At 60.4% G+C, this 24409-nt stretch carries 19 protein-coding genes and 1 pseudogene; 10 read left to right on the top strand and 10 right to left on the bottom strand.

Annotated elements, in window-relative coordinates; all coding sequences use genetic code 11:
• Positions 1-18: 18 nt before the first annotated feature.
• From PMI18_RS17420 to PMI18_RS17440, 5 genes and pseudogenes are all read right to left on the bottom strand, one after another.
• On the bottom strand, positions 19-1515 hold the full coding sequence (locus tag PMI18_RS17420) for a helix-turn-helix transcriptional regulator (RefSeq protein WP_007899518.1): 1497 nt from the start codon (positions 1513-1515) through the stop codon (positions 19-21).
• 128 nt (positions 1516-1643) lie between these two features.
• Entirely contained in the window at positions 1644-2537 is an 894-nt protein-coding gene (sigJ, locus tag PMI18_RS17425) for an RNA polymerase sigma factor SigJ (protein WP_007899516.1), read from the bottom strand.
• 3 nt (positions 2538-2540) lie between these two features.
• Entirely contained in the window at positions 2541-2975 is a 435-nt protein-coding gene (locus PMI18_RS17430; protein WP_007899515.1) for a carboxymuconolactone decarboxylase family protein, read from the bottom strand.
• A gap of 159 nt (positions 2976-3134) precedes the next feature.
• Positions 3135-4417: pseudogene (locus tag PMI18_RS17435) on the bottom strand (Zn-dependent hydrolase).
• Positions 4418-4552: 135 nt separating this feature from the next.
• On the bottom strand, positions 4553-6037 hold the full coding sequence (locus tag PMI18_RS17440; RefSeq protein ID WP_007899512.1) for an NCS1 family nucleobase:cation symporter-1: 1485 nt from the start codon (positions 6035-6037) through the stop codon (positions 4553-4555).
• A 622-nt stretch (positions 6038-6659) separates the two neighbouring features.
• Between PMI18_RS17440 and hydA the strand changes: the two genes are divergently transcribed.
• The 3 genes from hydA to preA all read left to right on the top strand — a co-directional run bounded on the left by hydA (position 6660) and on the right by preA (position 10903).
• Complete coding sequence (gene hydA / locus PMI18_RS17445) at positions 6660-8099, top strand: dihydropyrimidinase (protein WP_007899511.1); 1440 nt, start codon at positions 6660-6662, stop codon at positions 8097-8099.
• Between the two features lie 161 nt (positions 8100-8260).
• A complete protein-coding gene (locus tag PMI18_RS17450; RefSeq protein WP_007899510.1) occupies positions 8261-9628 on the top strand; it encodes an NAD(P)-dependent oxidoreductase in 1368 nt (455 codons plus the stop codon).
• On the top strand, positions 9629-10903 hold the full coding sequence (gene preA, locus PMI18_RS17455) for an NAD-dependent dihydropyrimidine dehydrogenase subunit PreA (RefSeq protein WP_007899509.1): 1275 nt from the start codon (positions 9629-9631) through the stop codon (positions 10901-10903). It begins immediately after the preceding gene.
• Positions 10904-11015: 112 nt separating this feature from the next.
• On the opposite strand, the gene PMI18_RS17460 is transcribed toward preA, so the two are convergent.
• On the bottom strand, positions 11016-11636 hold the full coding sequence (locus PMI18_RS17460) for a TetR/AcrR family transcriptional regulator (protein ID WP_007899508.1): 621 nt from the start codon (positions 11634-11636) through the stop codon (positions 11016-11018).
• A 236-nt stretch (positions 11637-11872) separates the two neighbouring features.
• On the opposite strand from PMI18_RS17460, the gene PMI18_RS17465 reads away from it, so the two are divergent.
• From PMI18_RS17465 to PMI18_RS17495, 7 genes are all read left to right on the top strand, one after another.
• Entirely contained in the window at positions 11873-13168 is a 1296-nt protein-coding gene (locus PMI18_RS17465; protein ID WP_007899506.1) for an OprD family porin, read from the top strand.
• A 316-nt stretch (positions 13169-13484) separates the two neighbouring features.
• Entirely contained in the window at positions 13485-14297 is an 813-nt protein-coding gene (locus PMI18_RS17470) for an NAD-dependent epimerase/dehydratase family protein (RefSeq protein WP_007899505.1), read from the top strand.
• A 45-nt stretch (positions 14298-14342) separates the two neighbouring features.
• Entirely contained in the window at positions 14343-15236 is an 894-nt protein-coding gene (locus PMI18_RS17475) for an SMP-30/gluconolactonase/LRE family protein (RefSeq protein WP_007899504.1), read from the top strand.
• Between the two features lie 60 nt (positions 15237-15296).
• Complete coding sequence (locus tag PMI18_RS17480) at positions 15297-16280, top strand: TRAP transporter substrate-binding protein (protein WP_007899503.1); 984 nt, start codon at positions 15297-15299, stop codon at positions 16278-16280.
• A gap of 76 nt (positions 16281-16356) precedes the next feature.
• Entirely contained in the window at positions 16357-16884 is a 528-nt protein-coding gene (locus PMI18_RS17485) for a TRAP transporter small permease (RefSeq protein WP_033036308.1), read from the top strand.
• Positions 16885-18165 (top strand): TRAP transporter large permease, encoded by a 1281-nt coding sequence (locus PMI18_RS17490; protein WP_007899501.1) that lies wholly within the window; start codon positions 16885-16887, stop codon positions 18163-18165.
• A gap of 126 nt (positions 18166-18291) precedes the next feature.
• Positions 18292-19167: an aldose 1-epimerase gene (locus tag PMI18_RS17495; protein WP_007899500.1), complete on the top strand. Its 876-nt coding sequence runs from the start codon at positions 18292-18294 to the stop codon at positions 19165-19167.
• Here PMI18_RS17495 and PMI18_RS17500 read toward each other — a convergent pair.
• From PMI18_RS17500 to pqqC, 4 genes are all read right to left on the bottom strand, one after another.
• Entirely contained in the window at positions 19152-20837 is a 1686-nt protein-coding gene (locus PMI18_RS17500) for a PAS domain-containing hybrid sensor histidine kinase/response regulator (RefSeq protein WP_007899499.1), read from the bottom strand. The genes PMI18_RS17495 and PMI18_RS17500 overlap by 16 nt on opposite strands.
• Positions 20821-21984, bottom strand: a complete 1164-nt coding sequence (gene ercA / locus PMI18_RS17505; RefSeq protein WP_007899495.1) for an alcohol dehydrogenase-like regulatory protein ErcA — start codon at positions 21982-21984, stop codon at positions 20821-20823. Before ercA ends, PMI18_RS17500 begins: the two co-directional genes overlap by 17 nt.
• Before the next feature lie 315 nt (positions 21985-22299).
• Positions 22300-23433, bottom strand: a complete 1134-nt coding sequence (gene pqqE / locus PMI18_RS17510; protein ID WP_007899492.1) for a pyrroloquinoline quinone biosynthesis protein PqqE — start codon at positions 23431-23433, stop codon at positions 22300-22302.
• Positions 23430-24182 (bottom strand): pyrroloquinoline-quinone synthase PqqC, encoded by a 753-nt coding sequence (pqqC, locus tag PMI18_RS17515; RefSeq protein ID WP_007899490.1) that lies wholly within the window; start codon positions 24180-24182, stop codon positions 23430-23432. Before pqqC ends, pqqE begins: the two co-directional genes overlap by 4 nt.
• Positions 24183-24409 lie beyond the last annotated feature (227 nt).

Here is a 24409-nt window from a genome sequence, read left to right as displayed (position 1 = left end):
GGAGTAGTGCATTTGCACCTAACGCTGGGCCTTGGGCCGCCACTCGCTGGAGAACAAACCGCGCTCGCGAGCCCAGACAATTGCCTCGCTACGACTGTGAACGTCGAGCTTGGAATATACGGTCGAGACATGGTTGCGCACCGTGTTCGGCGCAAGTTTGAGCCGTGCGGCGATTTCCTTGTCGGCCAGGCCTTCGCAGATCAGGCCGAGCACATCGCGCTCGCGGGCGGTCAGGTCGGTGAAAGACACACTGGGCAACTGCGGCGAGTTGACGTTTTTCACGTTAGCGAGTTTCTCGATGAGCGTGCGGCTGAACCAGGAGGCGTCTTTCATGACCTCTTCGATCGCCGACACCAACTCCAGCTCCGTGCGTTTACGTTCGGTGATGTCCATAAACACCAGCAGGTAGCAGGGACTGTCCTGAATGTTCACGGTGTCGGCAGAAACCGCACAATCGATCAATCCCGCGCCTTTTCTGCGTACCCGGACATCAACACGATCCACGCTTCCGTTTTTTTCCAGTGCCGTAAACAGTCGCGCGCGTGCGCCTGTGTCATCGATAAAATCGATCTGCGTCACCGATTTTCCAAGCACTTCTTCACTGGAATACGCGAGCGTATCGAGGAAGGCTTCATTGACGTCCATCACCACCTGATCGCCGGCGTTGCACACCAGGATGGGCACCGGGGTCAGTCGGAAAGCCTTGGCAAAACGTTCCTCGCTCTGGCGCAGGGCGACTTCGGCCTTATGCCGAGGCTCGATGTCGACGAAGGAAAAGAGCATGCAGGCTTCGTCGTTCAGCTCAAGGGGCTGGCCGGCGACGATCACCTGTTTGCTGCCCCCTTCGGCTAACTGCAGCTGTGCCTGCATTTGCGGAATGGTCACCCCTTCGCGCAACCGCTGCTTGGCCAGGTCTTTGTTTTCGGCCCCCTCCAGCACGTCCAGTTCATAGGTCGAACGGCCGATCACCTGCTCACGGGTATAGCCGGTCATCTCCAGGAAGCCCGGGTTGACTTTGATGTAACGCAAATCGCTGAGGCGACAGATCACCGCCGGGGCCGGGTTGGCGTTGAAGGTTTTTTCGAAACGCTGTTCGGCGCTGGCCCACTCCGTGACATCGTTCATGATCAGCACCAGCAACTCCGGCTTGCCAGCGCTGTCGGCCAACACCATGCTGCGCACGCTGTGGACCCAAGTGCGCTCTTCGTCGTCCGTAGGCGTCACTTCAACCAACACATCGCTGAAGGTCTCGCCTCGGGCGACGCGGCTGATCGGATAATTGTCAGTCTGAACCGGGTGATTATTGCGATAACGCAAGGCGAAGCGCTTGGCGTACTCCTTGGCATTCGCCCCGAGCTCGCTGAGTTGCCCGACGCCGTGCATGGCCAACGCGGCGTCATTGGCCCAGAGAAGGGTCTGGTCGAGCTCCAGCAGAATCACCCCATCGGACAGGCCGGCGATGATCTGCTGCAACTGACGGCGATTGGTTTCGGTGGTCAGGACGTCCTGGCTCATTGGGTCTCCACGCGTACGGCGGCGCATTCATGCGCCGCCCTGTGAAGATTACGACCGCGGAGGGTTGGGATAGTGCGGAGTACTCATCCGCCGGGCTGATCGTTCCCACGCAGCGTGGGAACGATCAACTATTGCACTTGCAACGATGCATCCAACCCCGCCAACTTATCCGGGTTGCGCATGATAAAAATCCGGCTCACCCGCCCCGCTTCATCAAAACCAAACGTCATCGACGCAGTAATGACCCCGTCCACCTTGATGATCACCCCTTGTGCCCCATTGATTTCGCTGGGCAGCCATTCGCAAGTCTGCCAATAGACATGCAACGACTGACCAATGAATTCCAGCACGCTGCTGATGCCGAACAGGGTTTCGCGGATGGCCGAGGCCTTGCCGCCGCCGTCGGCGCAGAGTTCGACGTCTTCGGCCAGCAGCGCGGTCAGGGATGCGGTTGAGCCGCTGGCGATGGCGCTGTGGAAGGCGTTCAGCAATTGGTCCTGACGCGCCGGTTCCGGTTGATAGCGGATTTGCCCGTTACCCAGACCGGCCTTGGCTCGGGATACCAATTTGCGACAAGCCGCTTCCTGAACCCCGATCGCCTCGGCGACTTGCGCGTAGTCCATGTCAAAAATTTCGTAGAGCAGGTAGGCGGCGCGTTCCTTTGGAGTCAGCCGTTCCAGCAAGAGCAGGAACGCGGTGGACAATGACGAGGCCAGTTCATGCATGTGTTCGGGTGAATGCTGATGGGTGGTGTGAATCGGTTCCGGCAGCCAGGTGCCGATGTAATCGACCCGTGACGTGTGCGCCGAACGCAGCAAGTCGATGCATTGCCGGGTGCAGGCCGTGGTGAGCCAGGCGGCTGGCGTGGCGATGGAGGCCCGGTCGGCCTCCAGCCATTTGATGAACAGCTCTTGCACCACATCCTCGGCTTCGGTGCGCGAGCCGAGAATGCGATACGCCAGACCGAGCAAAAAGGGCCGGCGCTGCTCGAATACAGCGGCGGCGTTTTCAGCGGAATTCATCGATCAGTGCCTCGACACCTGCAAACGGTTCCACAGGTTGATCATGCCGATCTCGGCCGTCAAGGCACCGATCTGCGCGTCGTTGAAATGCTCGCGCAAGTCGCCGCGCAGGCTGGCGTAATCGGTTTTTTCATCGAGTACGGTCAGGGCTTCGGTCCAGGCCAGGGCGACGCGTTCGGCGGCGCTGAAATCGCTGACATGGCGCCAGACAATCAGGCGGTCCAGCCGCTCGTTGGTTTCATTGGCTTCGCGCGCCTCGCGAGTGTGCATCTTCACGCAGAAACCGCATTGGTTGATCTGCGAGGCACGCAGGTGCAGCAGGTGTTTGAGGGTCGGGGCCAGGTCATGGCTGTCGAGGGTGACATGGACCTGGGTCAGGCTTTCGAAAACCTGAGGGATGGATTGCAGCAGATTGACCGGTTGGGTGTTGGACGACATCGTGTTGCTCCACTATTTGAGGGGTTCAACAGGATGACGATTGAGGATTCGGGTTTGTGACGTGGGGGCAATTTTTAATATGTAAAAAGCAAAAGATCGCAGCCTTCGGCAGCTCCTACGCGCCTGTGGGCGCTGCCGAAGCCTGCGATCCTTTGATCTTCAAGCCGCCAATTCACCGCTGGCAATCGCATCCGACGCCGCCAGCATCGCCCGCAACAACACCGCACACCCGGCGGCCAAATCATCGGGTGCGGCGTTTTCGATTTCGTTGTGGCTGATACCGCCTTCGCAAGGCACGAAGACATCCCCGCCGGGCCGAGTTCGGCGAGGAAGATTGCGTCGTGCCCTGCCCCGCTGACGATGTCCATGTGCGACAGCCCCAACCCTTGCGCAGCGCCGCGTACCGCTTCGACGCAGCCCTTGTCGAAGTACAGCGGCGGGAAGTCGGCGGTGGGCGTCAGTTCGAAGGTCAGGCCGTGTTCCTCGCAAGTGGTTTCGATGACCTCGCGGACTTCGGCGATCATTGAATCGAGTCGCGCCGGCTCCAGATGACGGAAGTCCAGGGTCATGCGCACTTCGCCAGGAATCACGTTGCGCGAGCCGGGATAGGCTTGCAGGCAGCCGACGGTGCCGCAGGCGTGGGGTTGATGGCCGAGGGCGGCGCGATTGACCGCGCCGACGATCACCGAGGCACCGACCAGGGCGTCCTTACGCAGGTGCATCGGTGTCGGGCCGGCGTGGGCTTCGACGCCGCGCAGTTTCAAGTCGAACCATTTCTGCCCGAGGGCGCCCATCACCACGCCAATGGTTTTGCGCTCGTCCTCAAGAATCGGGCCTTGCTCGATGTGCGCTTCGAAATACGCGCCAACGGCATGGCCGCTGACCTTGCGCGGCCCGGCATAGCCGATGGCGTTCAAGGCTTCGCCGACGGTCACGCCCTCGGCATCGACCTTGGTCAGGGTTTCTTCGAGGGTGAATTTTTCCGCGAACACGCCGGAGCCCATCATGCAGGGAGCGAAGCGCGAGCCTTCTTCGTTGGTCCAGACCACCACTTCCAGCGGCGCTTCGGTTTCTACGCCCAGGTCATTGAGGGTGCGCAAGACTTCGACCCCGGCCAGCACGCCGAAGCAGCCGTCGAACTTGCCGCCGGTGGGCTGGGTGTCGATATGGCTGCCGGTCATCACCGGTGGCAGGTTCGGGTTGCGCCCCGGACGGCGAGCGAAGATGTTGCCGACCGCGTCGATGCTGACGGTGCAGCCGGCTTCCTCGCACCAGCGCACGAAAATGTCCCGGGCCTGGCGGTCGAGGTCGGTCAGGGCCAGCCGGCAGACGCCGCCCTTGACCGTGGCACCGAGTTTGGCCAAGTCCATGAGCGACTGCCACAGACGGTCGCGGTTGATGTGCTGATGGGTGGACTGCAGAACGTCTATGGCAGCGTTCATGGTGATCTCCTCAGTTCTTCTTCTGATAGTTCCCACGCTCTGCGTGGGAATTCATCCATGGACGCTCTGCGTCCGCTTCTGGGACGCGGAGCGTCCCGGGCTGCATTCCCACGCAGAGCGTGGGAACGATCAAACTCAAACCGCCGACTTCACAGTAGTAGGACTCGGCCGCATCACACTCAACCCGTAATAAATCAACCCACCAAGGGCCGAGCCAGTGAACCAGCCGTAGCTGTAGAACCAGCTGAACGCATCGCTGCCCAGCGACAGCAGCGTCAACGCCACCGGCACGCCGAACGCGATAAAGCCGAACCAGTTCCACGCCGGATAAACGTCATCGCGGTAGAGCCCCGCCAAGTCCAGTTGCTGTTTCTTGATCAGGAAATAGTCCACCACCATGATCCCGGCAATCGGCCCCAGCAGGCTCGAATAGCCCAGCAACCAGTTGGAGTACACCGTCTCCAGGCTCAAATCCGAAACGATCAGCCCCAGTTTTTTCAACAATTCATGAGCCATCAGCGCCAACCCGACCAAACCCGTGAGCATCACCGCTTTGGTGCGGTTGATGACCTTGGGCGCGACGTTCTGGAAATCGTTGGTTGGCGAAACAATGTTGGCCGCGGTGTTGGTCGACAACGTGGCGATGATGATCAGCGCCATGGCCAGGGCGACCCAGACTGGGCTCTGGATATGGCCGATCAACGTGACCGGATCAGAGACAGTGACGCCCACCAGTTTTACCGAAGCGGCTGTCATCACCACGCCGAGGGAGGCGAACAGGAACATGGTCAAGGGCAAGCCGATGATCTGCCCGACGATCTGATCCTTCTGGCTTTTCGCGTAGCGGCTGAAGTCCGGAATGTTCAGCGACAAAGTGGCCCAGAACCCGACCATGGCGGTCAGCCCGGCGGCAAAATAACTGACCACGCTGGCCCCTTCCGGACGCTTGGCCGGGATCGCCATCAATTCAGTCATCGATACGTTCGGCATCGCCCACACCAGCAGCCCCACACCCACCAGCACCAACAAGGGTGCCGAGAGGGTTTCCAGCCATTTGATCGAGTCCGCGCCGCGAATCACCACCCACAGGTTCAAGGCCCAGAACAGCATGAAGCCGATCACTTCACCGGTACCGCCGAGGGCCTTCCAGCCATCGAAGACAGAGCCGAGAAACAGGTGAATCGCCAGCCCGCCGAACATCGTCTGAATGCCGAACCAGCCGCACGCCACCAGGGCACGAATCAGACACGGAATGTTGGAACCGAGGATGCCGAAGGACGAGCGCAGCAACACCGGAAATGGAATGCCGTACTTGGTGCCGGGGAAGGCGTTCAGGGTCAGCGGGATCAGCACGATGATGTTGGCAAACAGAATCGCCAGCAGCGCTTCACCGACGCTCAGGCCGAAATAAGCGGTGAGCACGCCGCCGAGGGTGTAGGTCGGCACGCAGATCGCCATGCCGACCCATAACGCGGTGATGTGCCATTTGTTCCAGGTTCGTTCGCGCACCTTGGTCGGTGCCATGTCGTGGTTGTAACGGGGACTGTCGAGGACGTCGCTGCCGGCTTCGAGCTCAAACAAGCCGTCGCGCTCGGTCACTTGCGATCTGATCTGTTGCATGGCCGCTCCACTGTTCTTTTGATTATTTTTGCTCATCAGGGGCTGGCGCGAGGTGCGCGAGCCGGACGATGGCCGGAGAAACTGACAACTTTCATGGACCGGCCAAGGTGTCAGCGGCGGCATCAATAAACGTGCCGGGTGCCCCGCTAGCGCATCGGGCAGTGCCATAAAATTTCGCTAACCAACTGATGTTAATCAGCTTTATTTATCCAACTATTGAATCCGCGGTGAGTTGCCATGCCACTCAGGCCGAATGTCAGGCAAGTTGTCCGAACAGTCAGGACTCAATCTGGTGCGTCGATCTTTTTTGAAAGATTGCGCATCAACCATAGACCATCCTCAAGCGGCTGATTTCACATAGAAAATCTCGTCTATTTTTGGAACCTGTCAAGTGCGTCAAAATGGTGAAAGGCCTCACCATTTTGGTGATTTTCAGTTTTTATCGTTATTTATCAATCAGTTAAACAAGTAATAAGCTTATAAAAAATATTCTTGCTCAATCGACAAACTGCAGCTAGCGTCTATTCTTGACAGCGCTGACAGGAATACACCGATTGGCGTCTGCTTCATATAAAACATTTAGAATCGGCATCAGTCGGTCAATGCCTGCGAGGAACTCGGAATGTCTCTGTTGATCCGTGGCGCCACCGTTATTACCCATGATGAAAGTTACCGCGCCGACGTCTATTGCGCCGACGGCGTGATCAAAGCCATCGGTGAAAACCTCGATGTTCCCGCCGATGCGCAAGTGCTCGACGGCAGCGGCCAATACCTGATGCCCGGCGGCATCGACCCGCACACTCATATGCAGTTGCCCTTCATGGGCACGGTGGCCAGCGAAGACTTCTTCAGCGGCACCGCAGCGGGGCTTGCCGGCGGCACCACCTCGATCATCGACTTCGTGATTCCCAACCCGCAGCAATCGTTGATGGAGGCGTTTCATCAATGGCGCGGCTGGGCCGAGAAATCGGCGTCGGACTACGGTTTCCACGTCGCTATTACCTGGTGGAGCGAGCAGGTCCGCGAAGAAATGGCCGAGTTGGTCAGCCAGCATGGGGTCAACAGCTTCAAGCATTTCATGGCCTACAAGAACGCGATCATGGCCGCCGACGATACGTTGGTAGCGAGTTTCGAGCGCTGCCTGGAATTGGGCGCGGTGCCGACCGTGCATGCGGAAAACGGCGAACTGGTCTATCACCTGCAACGCAAGTTGATGGCCCAGGGCATGACCGGGCCGGAAGCGCACCCGCTGTCGCGGCCTTCGCAGGTGGAAGGTGAAGCCGCGAGCCGGGCGATCCGCATCGCCGAAACCCTCGGCACGCCGCTGTACCTGGTCCACGTCTCGACCAAGGAAGCCCTCGACGAAATCACCTACGCCCGCAGCAAAGGCCAACCGGTTTACGGCGAAGTGCTGGCCGGGCATCTGCTATTGGACGACAGTGTTTACCAACACCCGGACTGGCAGACCGCCGCCGGTTACGTGATGAGCCCGCCCTTCCGTCCTCGTGGCCATCAGGAAGCCCTTTGGCATGGCCTGCAAGCGGGCAACCTGCACACCACCGCCACCGATCACTGCTGCTTCTGCGCCGAGCAAAAAGCCGCCGGTCGTGACGACTTCAGCAAAATCCCCAACGGCACCGCCGGTATCGAAGACCGCATGGCGGTGCTCTGGGATGAGGGGGTGAACACCGGTCGCTTGTCGATGCAGCACTTCGTTGCCCTCACCTCTACCAACACCGCGAAGATCTTCAACCTCTATCCGCGCAAAGGGGCAATCCGCGTTGGCGCCGATGCGGATCTGGTGCTGTGGGACCCGGAAGGTACGCGGACGATTTCAGCCAAGACTCATCACCAGCAAGTCGACTTCAACATCTTCGAAGGCAAGACCGTGCGCGGCGTGCCGAGCCACACCGTCAGCCAGGGCCGAGTGGTGTGGGCCGACGGTGATTTGCGGGCCGAGCGCGGTGCCGGTCGGTATGTCGAACGGCCGGCGTATCCGGCGGTGTTTGATTTGCTGAGCAAGCGGGCTGAGCAACATAAGCCTGTTCCCGTGAAGCGCTGACGCTGTACATCCGATCGTTCCCACGCTCCGCGTGGGAATGCAGCCCGGGACGCTCCGCGTCCCATTGGAACGCAGAGCGTCCCTTGAGGCATTCCCACGCAGAGCGTGGGAACGATCAGCCCACCAGAGGCAGTACCTCAAATAACCGTGAGGCCAACACCGTGATCAAAACCCTGAACCACCTCCCGCATCCCCATGAGGACGCGGCCGCCCTCGCCGGCCATTTCACCGATCTGGCGCCGCCACTCAACGACCGTCAGGCGCATCTGGAAGCCTCGCGCTGCCTGTATTGCTACGACGCGCCCTGCGTGAATGCCTGCCCGAGCGACATCGATATTCCGTCGTTCATCCGCAATATCCATCAGGAGAACGTTCAGGGTGCGGCGCAAAAAATCCTCTCGGCCAACATCCTCGGCGGCAGTTGCGCCCGGGTCTGCCCGACGGAGATCCTGTGCCAGCAAGCCTGCGTGCGCAACAACGCCCAGGAATGCGCGCCGGTGTTGATCGGCCTGTTGCAACGCTATGCCGTGGACAACGCACACTTCAACGAACACCCGTTCCAACGCGCCGCCTCAACCGGCAAGCGCATCGCCGTGGTCGGTGCCGGCCCGGCCGGTTTGTCCTGCGCGCACCGCAGCGCGATGCACGGCCATGACGTGGTGATTTTCGAGGCCCGGGAAAAGGCTGGTGGGCTCAACGAATACGGGATCGCCAAGTACAAGCTGGTGGACGATTACGCGCAGAAGGAGCTTGAGTTCCTGATGGGGATTGGCGGGATCGAGATTCGCCACGGACAGAAACTCGGCGACAACCTGACCCTCAGCGAACTGCATCAGCAATTCGACGCGGTGTTCCTCGGCCTTGGCCTGGCCGCCAGCAAACAGCTGGGGCTAGCCCATGAGGATGCCCCTGGCCTGCTCGCCGCCACTGACTACATCCGCGAACTGCGCCAGGCCGATGACCTGACGCAACTGCCGCTGGCCGAGCACTGCATTGTCCTCGGCGCCGGCAACACCGCCATCGACATGGCCGTGCAAATGGCCCGCCTCGGCGCTCGCGATGTGAATCTGGTGTACCGCCGCGGCGTCGAGGACATGGGCGCCACCGGTCACGAACAGGACATCGCCAAGGCCAATCAGGTGCGGTTGTTGACGTGGGCTCAACCTGAAGAAGTGCTACTCGATGATCAAGGCAACGTGCGCGGCATGCGCTTCGCCCGCACCCACTTGGTAGACGGTCGCCTGCAAACCACCGGCGAAACCTTCGAACTGGCCGCCGATGCAATCTTCAAAGCCATCGGCCAGGCCTTCGACAACAGCGCCCTCGCCGATCCGCTGGCCCGTGAACTCAAGCGTCAGGGCAACCGCATCCTCGTCGACGAACAGCTACGCACCAGCATTCCCGGCGTGTATGCCGGCGGCGACTGCACCAGCCTCGATCAGGACCTCACCGTGCAGGCCGTGCAGCACGGCAAGCTGGCCGCCGAGGCCATCAACGCTCAACTCATGCTCAACGTGGAGGCTGCGTAAATGGCCGATCTCTCGATTGTCTTCGCCGGCATCAAAGCCCCCAATCCGTTCTGGCTGGCCTCCGCGCCGCCGACCGACAAAGCCTACAACGTGGTTCGCGCGTTCGAGGCCGGTTGGGGCGGCGTGGTCTGGAAAACCCTGGGTGAAGACCCGGCAGCGGTCAACGTGTCATCACGCTACTCGGCGCACTTCGGGGCTAATCGGGAGGTGCTTGGCTTTAACAACATCGAGCTGATCACCGACCGTTCACTGGAAATCAACCTGCGGGAAATCACCCAAGTCAAAAAGGACTGGCCGGACCGCGCGCTGATCGTGTCGCTGATGGTGCCCTGCGTCGAAGAGTCGTGGAAAAACATCCTGCCGCTGGTGGAGGCGACCGGGGCCGATGGCATCGAACTGAATTTCGGTTGCCCCCACGGCATGCCGGAACGGGGCATGGGCGCGGCGGTCGGCCAGGTGCCGGAATACGTCGAACAGGTCACCCGCTGGTGCAAGATGTATTGCTCGCTGCCGGTGATCGTCAAGCTAACGCCGAACATCACCGACATCCGTGTCGCCGCCCGTGCCGCGCACCGTGGCGGGGCCGATGCGGTGTCGTTGATCAACACGATCAACTCGATCACCAGCGTCAACCTGGAGCGCATGGTCGCCAACCCCGCCGTCGGCAGCCAAAGCACCCATGGTGGTTATTGCGGTTCGGCAGTGAAGCCGATTGCGCTGAACATGGTCGCTGAGATCGCCCGCGATCCTCAGACCCAAGGCCTGCCGATCTCTGGCATTGGCGGCATCGGCAGTTGGCGCGATGCGGCGGAATTCATTGCGCTGGGCAGCGGCTCGGTACAGGTGTGCACGGCGGCGATGCTGCATGGTTTCCGGATTGTCGAGGAGATGAAGGACGGTTTGTCGCGCTGGATGGACAGTCAGGGCTACGCCAGCGTGTCGGAGTTTTCCGGACGTGCGGTGGGCAACACCACGGACTGGAAGTACCTGGACATCAACTATCAGGTGATTGCGAAGATTGATCAGCAGGCGTGCATCGGTTGCGGTCGCTGTCACATCGCTTGCGAAGACACCTCGCACCAGGCGATTGCCAGCCTCAAGCAGGCGGACGGGACGCATAAATATGAAGTGATCGATGATGAGTGTGTGGGGTGCAATCTGTGTCAGATCACGTGCCCGGTGCAGGATTGCATCGAGATGGTGCCAATGGATACCGGTAAGCCGTTCCTGGACTGGAACCATGATCCGAGGAATCCGTACCACATCACCGTCTAACCGATCGTTCCCATGCTCCGCGTGGGAATGCAGCCCGGGACGCTCCGCGTCCCAAGAGCGGACGCAGAGCGTCCATTGAGGCATTCCCACGCAGAGCGTGGGAATGATCGGGTTACGGCTCCAACCCGATCCCGCGCAAGATCACGCTGGTCACCGTCTGCACCGCCCGCTCGAATTGCATGTCCGACAGCGGCTGGTGGTCATTAAGAATATTCACCTGGTGATCGAAGTCGGCGTAGTGCTGGGTCGAAGCCCAGATCATGTACAGCAGGCTGGAAGGCTCCACCGGCAGGATGCGTTTGTCCTCCACCCACTGGCGAATTTTCGCTTCTTTCATCTTGGCCCAGTCGTACAGGCTGGCGTCCAGTTTCTCACCCAGTGTCGGCGCACCGTGGATGATTTCGTTGGCCCAGACTTTCGAACCGTATGGTCGGCTGCGGGAATGGTTCATCTTGGCGCGGATGTAACTGCTGAGCACCACACGCGGGTCGTCGAACATTTCGAAGCACAAGGCGTCCTGCTTCCAGACCTCCAGCAAACCCAGCAATACCGCGCTGTACAGCTCGCTCTTGGTGCTGAAGTAGTAATGCAAGTTGGAACGCGGCAGTTGCACTTCGGCGGCGATGTCGGCCATGGCGGTGCTGCCGAAACCTTTTTCGGCGAAGACCTTTTCGGCTCCCAGCAGAATCTTTTCGACGTTACTGCGACGAATCTCGATCTTGTGATTGCCCATGAGGGCTCCCTGACAACAGCGTTGGTCAAGACTAGCATCCGCTCTGGCTCGGGGCGACAGAGGAAAACGAAACTTCGTACGGTGGTCTTGCGGCTTGGTGACAGTCAATGCTGATGGACAAGTCATCGTATAACTTGTGATTGACATCCCCTTAACGCCTCGCAAATAATCGCCGCCAACGTTGTACGACGACGTATAACGAAAATAAAAACAACAAAAAACAAGGGAGCGTTATCGTGAGCAGATTCGCCCGTAATTCCTTCACCAGCACCCCTCGCCCCACCTTTGTCCGTCGCCATACCCTTAGCCTGATCGGTTGCAGCAGCCTGGCCTTCGTCCTGCCCATGACCAGTCAGGCCGAAGGTTTCGTCGATGACGCCAAGGCCACGTTGAATCTGCGCAATGCCTACATCAATCGCAACTTCACCAACCCGAACAATGCCCAGGGCAAGGCTGAAGAGTGGACGCAGAACTTCATCCTCGACGCCAAATCCGGGTTCACTCAGGGTCCCGTCGGTTTCGGCGTGGATGTGCTCGGTATGTACTCGCAGAAACTCGACGGCGGTAAGGGCACGGGCGGTACGCAGTTGTTGCCGATTCATGATGACGGCCGCCCCGCCGACAACTTCGGCCGTCTGGGTGTAGCGCTGAAAGCCAAGGTGTCGAAAACCGAATTGAAGGTCGGGGAATGGATGCCGGTGCTGCCGATCCTGCGCTCCGATGATGGTCGCTCGCTGCCGCAAACCTTTCGCGGCGGCCAGGTCACCTCCACCGAACTCAGCGGCCTGACGCTCTACGGCGGCCAGTTCCGCGGCAACAGCCCGCGCAATGATGCGAGCATGGAAGACATGTCGATGAACGGCAGAGGCGCGTTCACCTCCGACCGCTTCAACTTTGGCGGCGGCGAGTATGCGTTCAATGAAAAGCGTACTCAGGTCGGCGTGTGGTACGCGGAACTCAGCGATATTTATCAGCAGCAGTATTTCAACCTGAGCCATAGCCAGCCCATGGGTGACTGGACCCTGGGTGCCAACCTCGGTTACTTCATCGGCAAGGAAGACGGCAACGCTCTGGCCGGCGACCTCGATAACAAAACCGCGTTCGCCCTGCTCTCGGCCAAATACGGTGGCAACACCTTTTATATCGGCCTGCAAAAACTCAGCGGCGACAGCGCCTGGATGCGCGTCAACGGCACCAGCGGCGGCACGCTCGCCAACGACAGCTACAACGCCAGCTATGACAATGCCAAGGAACGCTCCTGGCAGGTGCGCCACGACTACAACTTCGTCGCCCTCGGCATCCCCGGCCTGACGCTGATGAACCGCTACATCAGTGGCGATAACGTGCATACCGGAGCGATCACCGATGGCAAGGAATGGGGCCGTGAATCGGAACTGGCCTACACCGTGCAAAGCGGCGCGCTGAAGAGCTTCAACGTCAAATGGCGCAACGCGACCATCCGCCGTGATTTCAGCACCAATGAATTCGATGAGAACAGGATCTTTATCAGTTACCCGATTTCGTTGTTGTAAGGCGGGACACCTTTTCAGGTTGGCATAAATCCCATGTGGGAGATTGTGGCGAGGGGGCTTGCCCCCGTTGGGTCGCGGAGCGGCCCCAAAACCAGAAGCTCGGGGACTGCTACGCAGTCCAACGGGGGCAAGCCCCCTCGCCACAAGCCCGATCCCACAGGTTCGGCACATTCATGAGGGATGAATGAACATGACCCTCCGTCAATTTCAACCAAAGTCGCGTTGACAAGCGCCGGAAAGCCTAACAATACTTCGACCAAGTCATACGACAACCTACAACAACCAATGACTACAATTATCTAGCCCAGGGATTTACATGACGACCACATCCCCCTTCAATCGCCTGCTCCTGACCGGTGCCGCCGGTGGCCTCGGTAAAGTCCTGCGCGAACGCCTGCGACCTTACGCCAACGTCCTTCGTCTGTCGGACATCGCCAACATGGCGCCAGCCATTGATGATCGCGAAGAAGTCGTGCCGTGCGACCTCGCCGACAAGCAAGCGGTGCATCAACTGGTCGAAGGCGTGGACGCGATCCTGCACTTCGGCGGCGTGTCGGTGGAGCGTCCGTTCGAAGAGATCCTCGGTGCCAACATCTGCGGCGTGTTCCATATCTACGAAGCGGCTCGCCGCCACGGCGTGAAGCGGGTGATTTTCGCCAGCTCCAACCACGTCATCGGCTTTTACAAGCAGGACGAAACCCTCGACGCCCACTCCCCTCGCCGCCCGGACAGCTATTACGGCTTGTCCAAGTCCTACGGCGAAGACATGGCCAGTTTCTACTTCGATCGCTATGGCATCGAAACCGTCAGCATCCGCATCGGCTCCTCGTTCCCGGAACCACAGAACCGCCGCATGATGAGCACTTGGCTGAGCTTCGACGACATGACCCGACTGCTCGAACGCGCGTTGTACACCCCCAATGTCGGCCACACCGTGGTGTACGGCATGTCCGACAACCAGAACGTCTGGTGGGACAACCGATTCGCCGCACACCTGGGTTTTGCGCCGCAGGACACCTCCGAAGTGTTCCGCGAAAAAGTCGAAGCCCAGCCAATGCCTGCCGAGGATGATCCGGCCCGGGTTTATCAGGGTGGTGCCTTTGTCGCGGCCGGGCCGTTCGGCGACTGAGCCCTCGCCAATCCCCACATAACAAAGCCAAGGGAATGCGTTGCCATGCAAGTCGAATTGATTGTCGATGCCCGCAATGCGGTCGGTGAAAGCCCGGTGTGGGTCCCCGAGGAAAACGCCCTGTACTGGGTCGATATTCCAGCTGGCGGGTTACAGCGCTGGAGCGCCGACAGCGGGCACGTTCACGCCTGGAAAGCCCCGCAAATGCTCGCCTGTATCGCTCGTCACAGCGCGGGTGGCTGGGTCGCCGGCATGGAAAGCGGATTCTTTCACCTGCACCCGCACAACGATGGCAGCCTCGACAGCGAACTGCTGGCCCGCGTCGATCACGCCCGCCCCGACATGCGTCTGAACGATGGCCGCTGTGATAGTCAGGGCCGTTTCTGGGCCGGCAGCATGGTGCAGAGCATGGGCGCCAACGCCGCCGACGGCACGCTCTATCGCTACAGCGCCGGGCAACCCGGGCCGCTCGACGCCCGGCTCAGCGGTTTCATCGTACCCAATGGTCTGGGTTTCAGCCCGGACGGCAAGACCATGTACCTCTCGGATTCGCACCCGAATGTGCAGCAGATCTGGGCCTTCGATTACGACATCGACAGCGGCACACCGTCCAACCGTCGGCTGTTCGTCGACATGCATCACTTCCTTGGCCGCCCCGATGGCGCGGCGGTGGATGCCGAAGGTTGCTATTGGATCTGCGCTAACGACGCCGGGCTGATTCACCGTTTCACCCCCGATGGCCGACTGGATCGCTCCCTCCCCGTGCCGGTGAAGAAACCGACCATGTGCGCCTTCGGTGGCAGCCAGCTCGATACGCTGTTTGTGACCTCGATCCGCCCCGCTGACGACCATGACGAACAGTCGCTGGCCGGCGGCGTGTTTGCCCTCAACCCCGGCGTCAAAGGCTTGCCGGAACCCGTGTTCAACGAATTGCTGTAACCCCTCTGCTGCATCGCTGTGCCTTGAATAAAAAAAACAACAAGACTGGAGACACAACCCATGGATTTCAAACGCACCTTGCTCGCCGCTGCACTCCCCATCACTGCAGCACTCACCTTCACCCTCAGCAGCGCCGCCCAGGCACTGGAAATCAAATTCGCCGACATTCACCCCGCCGGTTATCCGACCGTGGTCGCCGAAGAACAACTGGGTAAAACCCTGGTGGCCGACAGCAACGGCAAACTGACTTTCAAGATGTTCGCCGGCGGTGTGCTCGGTTCGGAAAAAGAGGTCATCGAACAGGCCCAGGTCGGCGCCATTCAGATGGCCCGGGTCAGCCTCGGCATCGTCGGGCCAGTGGTGCCGGACGTGAACGTGTTCAACATGCCGTTCGTGTTCCGCGACCAGGCGCACATGCGCAAAGTCATCGACGGTGAAGTCGGTGACGAAATCCTCGACAAGATCACCCACTCCGAATTCAATCTGGTCGCTCTGGCCTGGATGGACGGCGGCACGCGCAATATCTACACCAAGAAACCGGTTCGCAGCCTCGCCGACCTCAAAGGCATGAAGATCCGCGTGCAGGGCAACCCGATGTTCATCGACACCATCAACGCCATGGGCGGCAATGGCATCGCGATGGATACCGGCGAGATTTTCAGTGCCTTGCAGACCGGGGTGATCGACGGCGCGGAAAACAACCCGCCGACCCTGCTCGAACACAACCACTACCAGAACGCCAAGTTCTACAGCCTGACCGGGCACCTGATCCTGCCCGAGCCAATCGTGATGTCGAAAATCACCTGGGAAAAACTCAGCCCCGACCAGCAAGTGCTGGTGAAAAAAGCCGCCAAAGCCGCGCAGGCCCAGGAACGCACACTGTGGGATGCGAAGTCCGCCAGCAGCGAAGAGAAACTCAAGGCCGCCGGCGTCGAGTTCATCACCGTCGACAAAAAACCTTTCTATGAAGCCACGGCGTCGGTCCGGGAAAAATACGGCGCGCCTTACGCCGACCTGATCAAGCGCATCGAAGCCGTTCAGTAACCCTCCCTGCATTCATGAAAGGCCCGGCACTGTTGACGAGTTAATCGTCAGCGGCGCCTGGTTACGGTGAAATCCGATGAAGAATTTGCTGCTGCGCATCAACGACAGGATTTACATGACCTGCATCTGGGTCGCCGGCCTGTCGGTCCTGGCTATTTCCCTGATCATTCCCTGGGGCGTCTTCGCCCGTTACATCCTCGGCACCGGTTCCAGTTGGCCGGAGCCCACCGCGATCTTGCTGATGATGGTCTTCACCTTCATCGGCGCCGCCGCCAGTTATCGCGCCGGTGCGCACATGGCCGTGGCCATGCTCACCGACCGTATGACCCCCGAACTGCGCAAGACCATGAGCATTGTTTCGCAACTGCTGATGGCGACCATTTGCCTGTTCATGGCCATCTGGGGCACCAAGCTCTGCATGTCCACCTGGAACCAGTTCATGAGCGCCTTGCCTACCTTGCGCGTGGGCATCACCTACATGCCGATCCCCGTAGGCGGTGTGCTGACGCTGATTTTCGTGCTGGAAAAACTCTTGCTCGGTGACCAGAGCAACCGTCGGGTCGTGCGTTTCGACCTGGTTGAAGAAAGCGAAGGTGCCGCCTAAATGGACGCTCTGATTCTGCTCGGCAGTTTTATCGCTTTGATCCTGATCGGCATGCCGGTCGCCTATGCCCTGGGGCTTTCTGCCCTGATCGGTGCGTGGTGGATCGACATCCCGTTCCAGGCGCTGATGATTCAGGTCGCGGGCGGTGTGAACAAATTCTCGTTGCTGGCGATTCCGTTCTTCGTGCTTGCCGGTGCGATCATGGCCGAGGGCGGCATGTCCCGCAGGCTGGTGGCTTTTGCCGGGGTGCTGGTGGGGTTCGTGCGCGGCGGCTTGTCGCTGGTGAACATCATGGCCTCGACCTTCTTTGGCGCGATTTCCGGGTCTTCAGTGGCAGACACGGCGTCGGTCGGTTCAGTGCTGATTCCGGAGATGGAGCGTCGCGGCTATCCGCGTGATTTCTCCACCGCAGTGACAGTCAGCGGTTCAGTGCAAGCCCTGTTGACACCACCCAGCCATAACTCAGTGCTGTACTCACTGGCTGCCGGGGGGACCGTTTCGATCGCTTCGCTGTTCATGGCCGGCGTGGTGCCGGGCCTGCTGATGAGCGCGTGCCTGATGGTGCTGTGCCTGATCTTCGCCAGAAAGCGCAACTACCCCAAGGGCGAAGTCATTCCCCTGCGGCAAGCGCTGAAAATCTGCGGTGAAGCGATGTGGGGCCTGATGGCGATGGTCATCATTCTTGGCGGCATTCTCTCGGGCATCTTCACCGCCACCGAATCGGCGGCGATCGCGGTGCTGTGGTCATTCTTCGTCACCATGTTCATTTACCGTGACTACAAATGGCGTGAGCTGCCCAAGTTGATGCACCGCACGGTGCGCACGATCTCGATCGTGATGATCCTGATCGGCTTCGCCGCCAGCTTCGGCTACATCATGACGCTGATGCAGATCCCGGCGAAGATCACCACGATGTTCCTGACCCTGTCGGACAACCGTTACGTGATCCTGATGTGTATCAACGTGATGCTGCTGTTGCTCGGCACGGTGATGGACATGGCGCCGCTGATCCTGATCCTCACGCCGATTCTGATGCCGGTGATTCTCGGCATTGGCGTAGACCCGGTGCAGTTCGGCATGATCATGCTGGTGAACCTGGGGATCGGCTTGATCACGCCACCGGTGGGCGCGGTGCTGTTTGTCGGCTCGGCGGTGGGCAAGGTCAGCATCGAAAGTACCGTGAAAGCGCTACTGCCGTTCTATGGCGTGCTGTTCCTGGTGCTGATGGCCGTGACCTACATTCCCGCCATTTCGCTGTGGTTGCCGCATTTGGTGTTGTGACCCTTTATTTGTAGGAGCCAGGCTTGCCGGCGAAAGCGTTCTTGAGTACGCCTTCGCCGGCAAGCCTGGCTCCTACAAAAAGGTCCATTCATTCATGTCCCACAAACATTCATATCGCTGGTCAACATGACGCCAACATTCCTGGAACTCGAAGACGAACTCACCCGCCTCACCCTCGCCCCCGAACTCGGGGCGAGCATCGTCAACTGGACTGTGCGCAGCAGCGGCCAGCCGCTGTTGCGCCACAGTGACCAGCACGCCTTGAACACCGGCCTGCCCGGCAAACTCGCCTGTTTTCCCTTGGCGCCGTGGTCGAACCGCATCGCCGAAGGCGGTTTCGACTGTCCGGATGGCTGGCTCGCGCTGACGCCCAACAGCCTCACCGATCCCCTACCGATCCATGGCAGTGCCTGGCAACAGCCGTGGCGGATCGTCTCGCACACCCGTGATGAAATCGTCCTGCAACTCGACAGCACCGCACCCTTCGCTTATCGCGCAAGGCAAAGTTTCCATCTGAGTGAGGGCAAGCTGAGCATCGATTTGCAGGTCACCCATCTGGCTGAACACGCCGCCTGGCATGGGCTCGGTTTACACCCCTACTTCCCGCGCACCGCAGGCACTCGGTTGCAGACGCAGGCGCGAGAGGTCTGGTTGTGCGACAGCACAAAACTGCCAACACAACTCACTTCGATACCCAAGGATTGGGACTTCAACCAGCCCCGGGCATTACCCGAAACGCTGGTGGACAACGGCTTTTGCGAATGGGACGGCCACTGCCTGATCCAGCAACCCGAACTGGGTTATGAACTGGAATGCCAGGCCACCGGCAGCGACTACTACCTGCTCTACTGCCCCGTAGGCCTGGAATTTTTCTGCATCGAACCGGTAAGCCACCCGGTCAATGCCCACCACTTGCCGGGTCGGCCAGGGTTGCGTTTGCTGGAGCACGGCCAATCTGCCGAGCTCGGTTTCAGCTTGCGCTATCGCTACGCCAACAGCTGAGTCAGCACCGCGCGCAACTTGCCGGGCTTCACTGGTTTGTTCAGCAGCGGCGCGTCGAGTCGCTGCAGTGAACGCCGACATTGGTCGGTGCGGTCGGCGGTGATGATCACCGCTGGAATCGCCTGGCTGAAATGCTCGCGCAGATGCCGAACCACTTCACAGCCCACCACCCCGTGATCCAGGTGATAGTCCGCCAGGATCAGTTCCGGCGCCTGTCCCTGCAAAGCCACCAGCGCGGTGGCCTCGTCGGTGGCGGTGACCACCTCGCAACCCCACTGGCCGAGCAGCGCGCTCATGCTTTCAAGAATGCTGACCTCGTTGTCCAGCACCAACAGACGCCGGCCCGGCAACGGGTTGCCGGTACTTGGCTGCGGCGCGACCTGACTGATCGGCAGTGGGATTTCATGGGAAATCGGCACCTCGATGCTGAACATCGAACCGCGCCCCGGCAGCGAATGAACCTGAATCCTGTAGTCGAGGATCTTGGCGATGCGTTCGACAATCGCCAGTCCCAGCCCCACGCCCTTGCGATCGGCGGCGCGCCCGACGTCCAGTTGGTTGAACTCGAGGAAGATCGAGTCAAGACGATCCGCCGGGATCCCGCGCCCGGTGTCCCAGACTTCGATACGCAACGCATCGCCCCGACGTCTTGCCCCCAGCAGAATGCAGCCTTCGTCGGTGTAGCGGCAGGCATTGCTGAGGAAGTTGCGCAGGATTCGGGTCATCAGGCGCAAGTCGGTATGAATGGCGTAATCGCCCATGTGGACCCGCAGGTTCAACCCGGCAGCCGCGGCCACCGACTGAAACTCCGAGACCAGTGGCGCGAACAATTCGTCAAGGCGGTACAGGGCAATGTCCGGCTTCACCGCGGCCTGATCGAGCCGGGAAATATCCAGCAGATCGGTGAGCAAATCTTCAGCCCCTTCCAGCGCCTGATGCGTGCGCTCCACCAGCACCTGCTCGACGTCAGGCAGTTTGCGCTCGCGCAAGGTCGAGATCAGCAAACGCGCGGCGTTGAGCGGTTGCAGCAAGTCGTGACTGGCGGCGGCGAGGTATTTGTCCTTGCTGCGATTGGCCGCTTCGGCGGCATCCCGGGCATCGCGCAAGGCTTCTGCGGCGTCCAGCAACTCGTTGGTGCGCGCGGTGACCCGTTGCTCCAGTTCGTCATTGAGTTGTTGCAAGCGCTGCTGAGCGAGTTTTCGTTCGGTGATGTCGGCGACAAAACCCTCCACCAAACCTTCCTGATCCGGTTTGAGCAGCAAGTTCATCAACACGTCGAGGACGCTGCCGTCCTTGCGCCGCAGCTGAGTTTCATAGCCCAGCAGGCTGCGCTCGCGCTGGAGGATTTCGCCGATGCTTTCCAGTTCTTGCGCCCCGCCGACGAACAACGTGCCCGCCAGGTCCGTCAGGGTAAACAGCACCTCCTGGGGGTTTTGATAGCCGAGCATCCGCGCCAGCGCCGGGTTGGCGGCGCGCATGCCCTCCAGCAGGCTGGCCTGGAAGATTCCGTGTACCGCGTTTTCGAACAGCCATTTGTAGCGGTTGCGTTCGGTTTCCAGCTCATCCAGTCGCGCAGCCAGTTCCGGGTAATGACTCTTGCGCGCCGAATGGTTGCCTAAACCGAGTAACCCGGTCAGCGCCCGTTGTTGCTCGTCAGAGGGCTTCGCCATAGACGACCTCGACGTCGCGCTGACTGGATTCGCGCGGGTTGGTAAGGATGCACGGGTCGTGCATGGCGTGTTGCGACAGGAACGGAATGTCCGCCGTACTCACCCCGTGCAGGCCCAGGGTTTCGTGGAAGCCGATGGCGTGTTTGAGGGCGATCAGGTGTTCGACCAGTCGCCCGCAAATCTGCCGGTGATTGAGGCCACGGCAATCAATACCGAACGTCTCGGCGATCACCTTGAAGCGCTCCGGCGCCGAGCTGTAGTTGAACGCCACCACGTGTTCCACCAACACCGCATTGCACAGGCCATGGGGCAGATCGAGGAAGCCGCCGAGGCTGTGGGACATGGCGTGCACCGCACCAAGGATCGCGTTGGAGAACGCCAGACCGGCCTGCATGCTGCCGAGCATGATTTTCTCGCGCAGGGCGATGTCGCCGGGGTTGGCGATCATTTGCACCAGATTGCCGTTGATCAGCCGCATCGCCTCCAGCGCATGAGGGTCGGTGAGCGGCCCGTGACCGGTGGAGACAAAGGCTTCGATGGCATGGACCAACGCGTCGATGCCGGTACAGGCCGACAGGAACGGGTCCATGCTCAGGGTGGTTTCCGGGTCGATCAGCGACACGTCCGGCACTGCGGCCTTGCTGACGATGGAGAATTTCATACGTTCTTGCTGATTGGAGATGATCACGAACTGCGACACATCGGCCGACGTGCCGGCGGTGGTCGGGATCAGGATCAGCGGCGGGCTGGGCATGCGCAACATGTCCACGCCCTCGAACTCGAGGATGTTGCGCCCGTGGGCGACGACAATGCCGATGCCCTTGCCGCAATCCATCGGGCTGCCGCCACCGATCGCCACGATCACATCGCAGTGATTCTCCCGGTACAGCTCGGCGCCGAGCATGACCTCTTCGATCCGCGGGTTGGGCGAAACGTCGCTATACAAAAAGAAATCGATGCCCTGGGCTTGCAGGCTGGCCTCGACATCGGCGACCCAACCGGCAGCAATCACACCGGGGTCGCTGACCACCAGCACTTTGCGGGCGCCGAAGGTCTTGGCGTAGTTACCGACGTTGTGCCGACAGCCGGCACCGAAGATGATTTCAGGCGAAACGAATTTACGCAGCTGGCTGAGATTGTGGCTCATTGGAAAGCCTGTTTTTATTGTTTTGAAAGGTAAAGACCACACTAAAGCATCCGGCTGCGAATGCAATCAGACCAATGGATAGCGAGCCGCGGTGTACTCGGATTTGTATCCACTGGAGATCAACTGTGGGAGCGGGCTTATGTGGCGAGGGGGCTTGCCCCCGTTGGGTCGCGAAGCGGCCCCTATAATTTTTCCGGCATACGAGTTGTCCGGATTGCGACTGCTTCGCAGCCGAACGGGGGCAAGCCCCCTCGCCACATAAGCCCTCTGGCCACATAAGCCCGCTCCCACAGGGGATTTGTGTCAGCTCACGATTCATCCGCGATAAATCAGCCGCGAGGCTTTCTCGTTGCGCAAGGTCAGGTACTCCATGCCCTGCCCCGGCGCGTCGGCTTCGTCCCGGGCCTTGAGAATAACGTCGTGGTGCGGCGACTTGCTGCACACCGGGTCGGCGTTGCTGGCGTCTCCCGTGAGCATGAACGCCTGGCAGCGACAGCCACCGAGGTCCTTGTGCTTTTCATCGCAGGAGCGGCATGGCTCCTTCATCCAGTCATCGCCACGAAAACGGTTGAAACCGAAGGAGTCGTTCCAGATGTGCGCGATGCTGTGCTCACGCACGTTGGGGAACTGCACCGGCAACTGGCGGGCGCTATGACACGGTAACGCCGTGCCGTCCGGGGTGATGTCGAGAAACAGGTTGGCCCAGCCATTCATGCAGGTCTTGGGGCGTTCTTCGTAGTAATCCGGGGTGACGAAAATCAGTTTGCACGGGTGGCCCTCGGCCTCAAGCCGCTGGCGGTATTCGTTAGTAATGCGCTCGGCGCGCTGCAACTGTTCGCGGGTCGGCAACAGGCCGACGCGGTTGAGTTCGGCCCAACCGTAGAACTGGCACGTCGCCAACTCGACGAAATCCGCCTCCAGCTCTAGGCACAGTTCGATGATCTGCGCGATCTGGTCAATGTTGTGCCGATGGGTGACGAAGTTCAGCACCATCGGGTAGCCCTGGGCTTTCACCGCCCGGGCCATGGCCAGTTTCTGGGCGAAGGCCTTGCGCGAGCCGGCAAGCATATTGTTGACCGCTTCGTCGGCGGCCTGAAAGCTGATCTGGATGTGGTCCAGCCCAGCAACCTTGAAATCGCGGACCTTCTGTTCCGTCAGGCCGATGCCTGAGGTGATCAGGTTGGTGTAGTAACCCATGTCCCGCGCGGCCTTGATCAGTTCGGCGAGGTCTTGGCGCACCAACGGTTCGCCACCGGAAAAACCCAGTTGCGCAGCACCCATCTCCCGCGCCTCGCGGAACACCCGAATCCATTCTTCTGTGCTCAACTCCTCGCCCTGCTGGGCGAAGTCCAGCGGGTTGGAGCAATACGGGCATTGCAGCGGGCAGCGATAGGTCAGCTCCGCCAGCAACCACAGCGGTGGACCGGGGCGCTGTTCGACCGCGTTCACAGGACGATCCCCCGATGCCAGGCCCGCTCGGTGGTGACGGTGTGATACGGCGGGCGATCCAGCTCATAGGCCATGCTCATCGCATCAAGCATGCTCCACAGCACATCGAGCTTGAACTGCAGAATCTCCAGCATGCGTTGCTGGCCTTCGACCGTGACGTAGTGCGCCAGGGTGATGCGCAAACCATGCTCGACATCACGTCGCGCCTGGCTCAGACGTGTACGGAAATAGTCGTAACCGGCCGGGTCGATCCATGGGTAATGGGTGGGCCAGGCGTCGAGCCGGGACTGGTGGATTTGTGGCGCGAACAGTTCGGTCAGCGAGCTGCTGGCCGCTTCTTGCCAGCAAGCGCGACGGGCGAAATTGACGTAGGCGTCCACGGCGAAACGCACGCCCGGCAGCACCCGTTCTTGCGAAAGGATTTGTTCGCGATCCAGCCCCACGGCTTCGCCCAATCGTAGCCACGCTTCGATGCCGCCTTCACTGCCGGGGACGCCGTCATGGTCGAGGATCCGTTGCAGCCACTCCCGGCGCACGTCGCGGTCCGGGCAGTTGGCGAGGATGGCGGCATCCTTGAGCGGGATGTTCACCTGGTAATAGAAGCGATTGGCGACCCAGCCCTGAATCTGCTCGCGGGTGGCGCGCCCGGCGTACATGGCTTGGTGGAATGGGTGGTGGATGTGGTAATAGGCGCCTTTGGCGCGCAACGCCTGTTCGAATTCGGCGGGGGTCATGGGAGTGTCGGTCATTGCGGTTCTCCGGGGAATAACCGTTGGGTTCTGCGGTGTCTGGTCTGGCCTCATCGCGAGCAGGCTCGCTCCCACAGGAGTCCGGGTCTTAGCCGATTTTCTGCACAAAGCAGGTCCATTGTGGGAGCGAGCCTGCTCGCGATGGGGCATCCTGGCCTGGCGCCTTCGCGGGCAAGCCTCGCTCCTACAAGGGTTCTGCGGTATGCACAAAGCCCTGTAGGAGCGAG

Origin of the sequence: Pseudomonas sp. GM102, assembly GCF_000282555.1 — a bacterium.
Classification (GTDB): domain Bacteria; phylum Pseudomonadota; class Gammaproteobacteria; order Pseudomonadales; family Pseudomonadaceae; genus Aquipseudomonas.
Note: the sequence above shows the minus strand (reverse complement) of the source record. Positions and strands in the feature narration are given on the sequence as shown.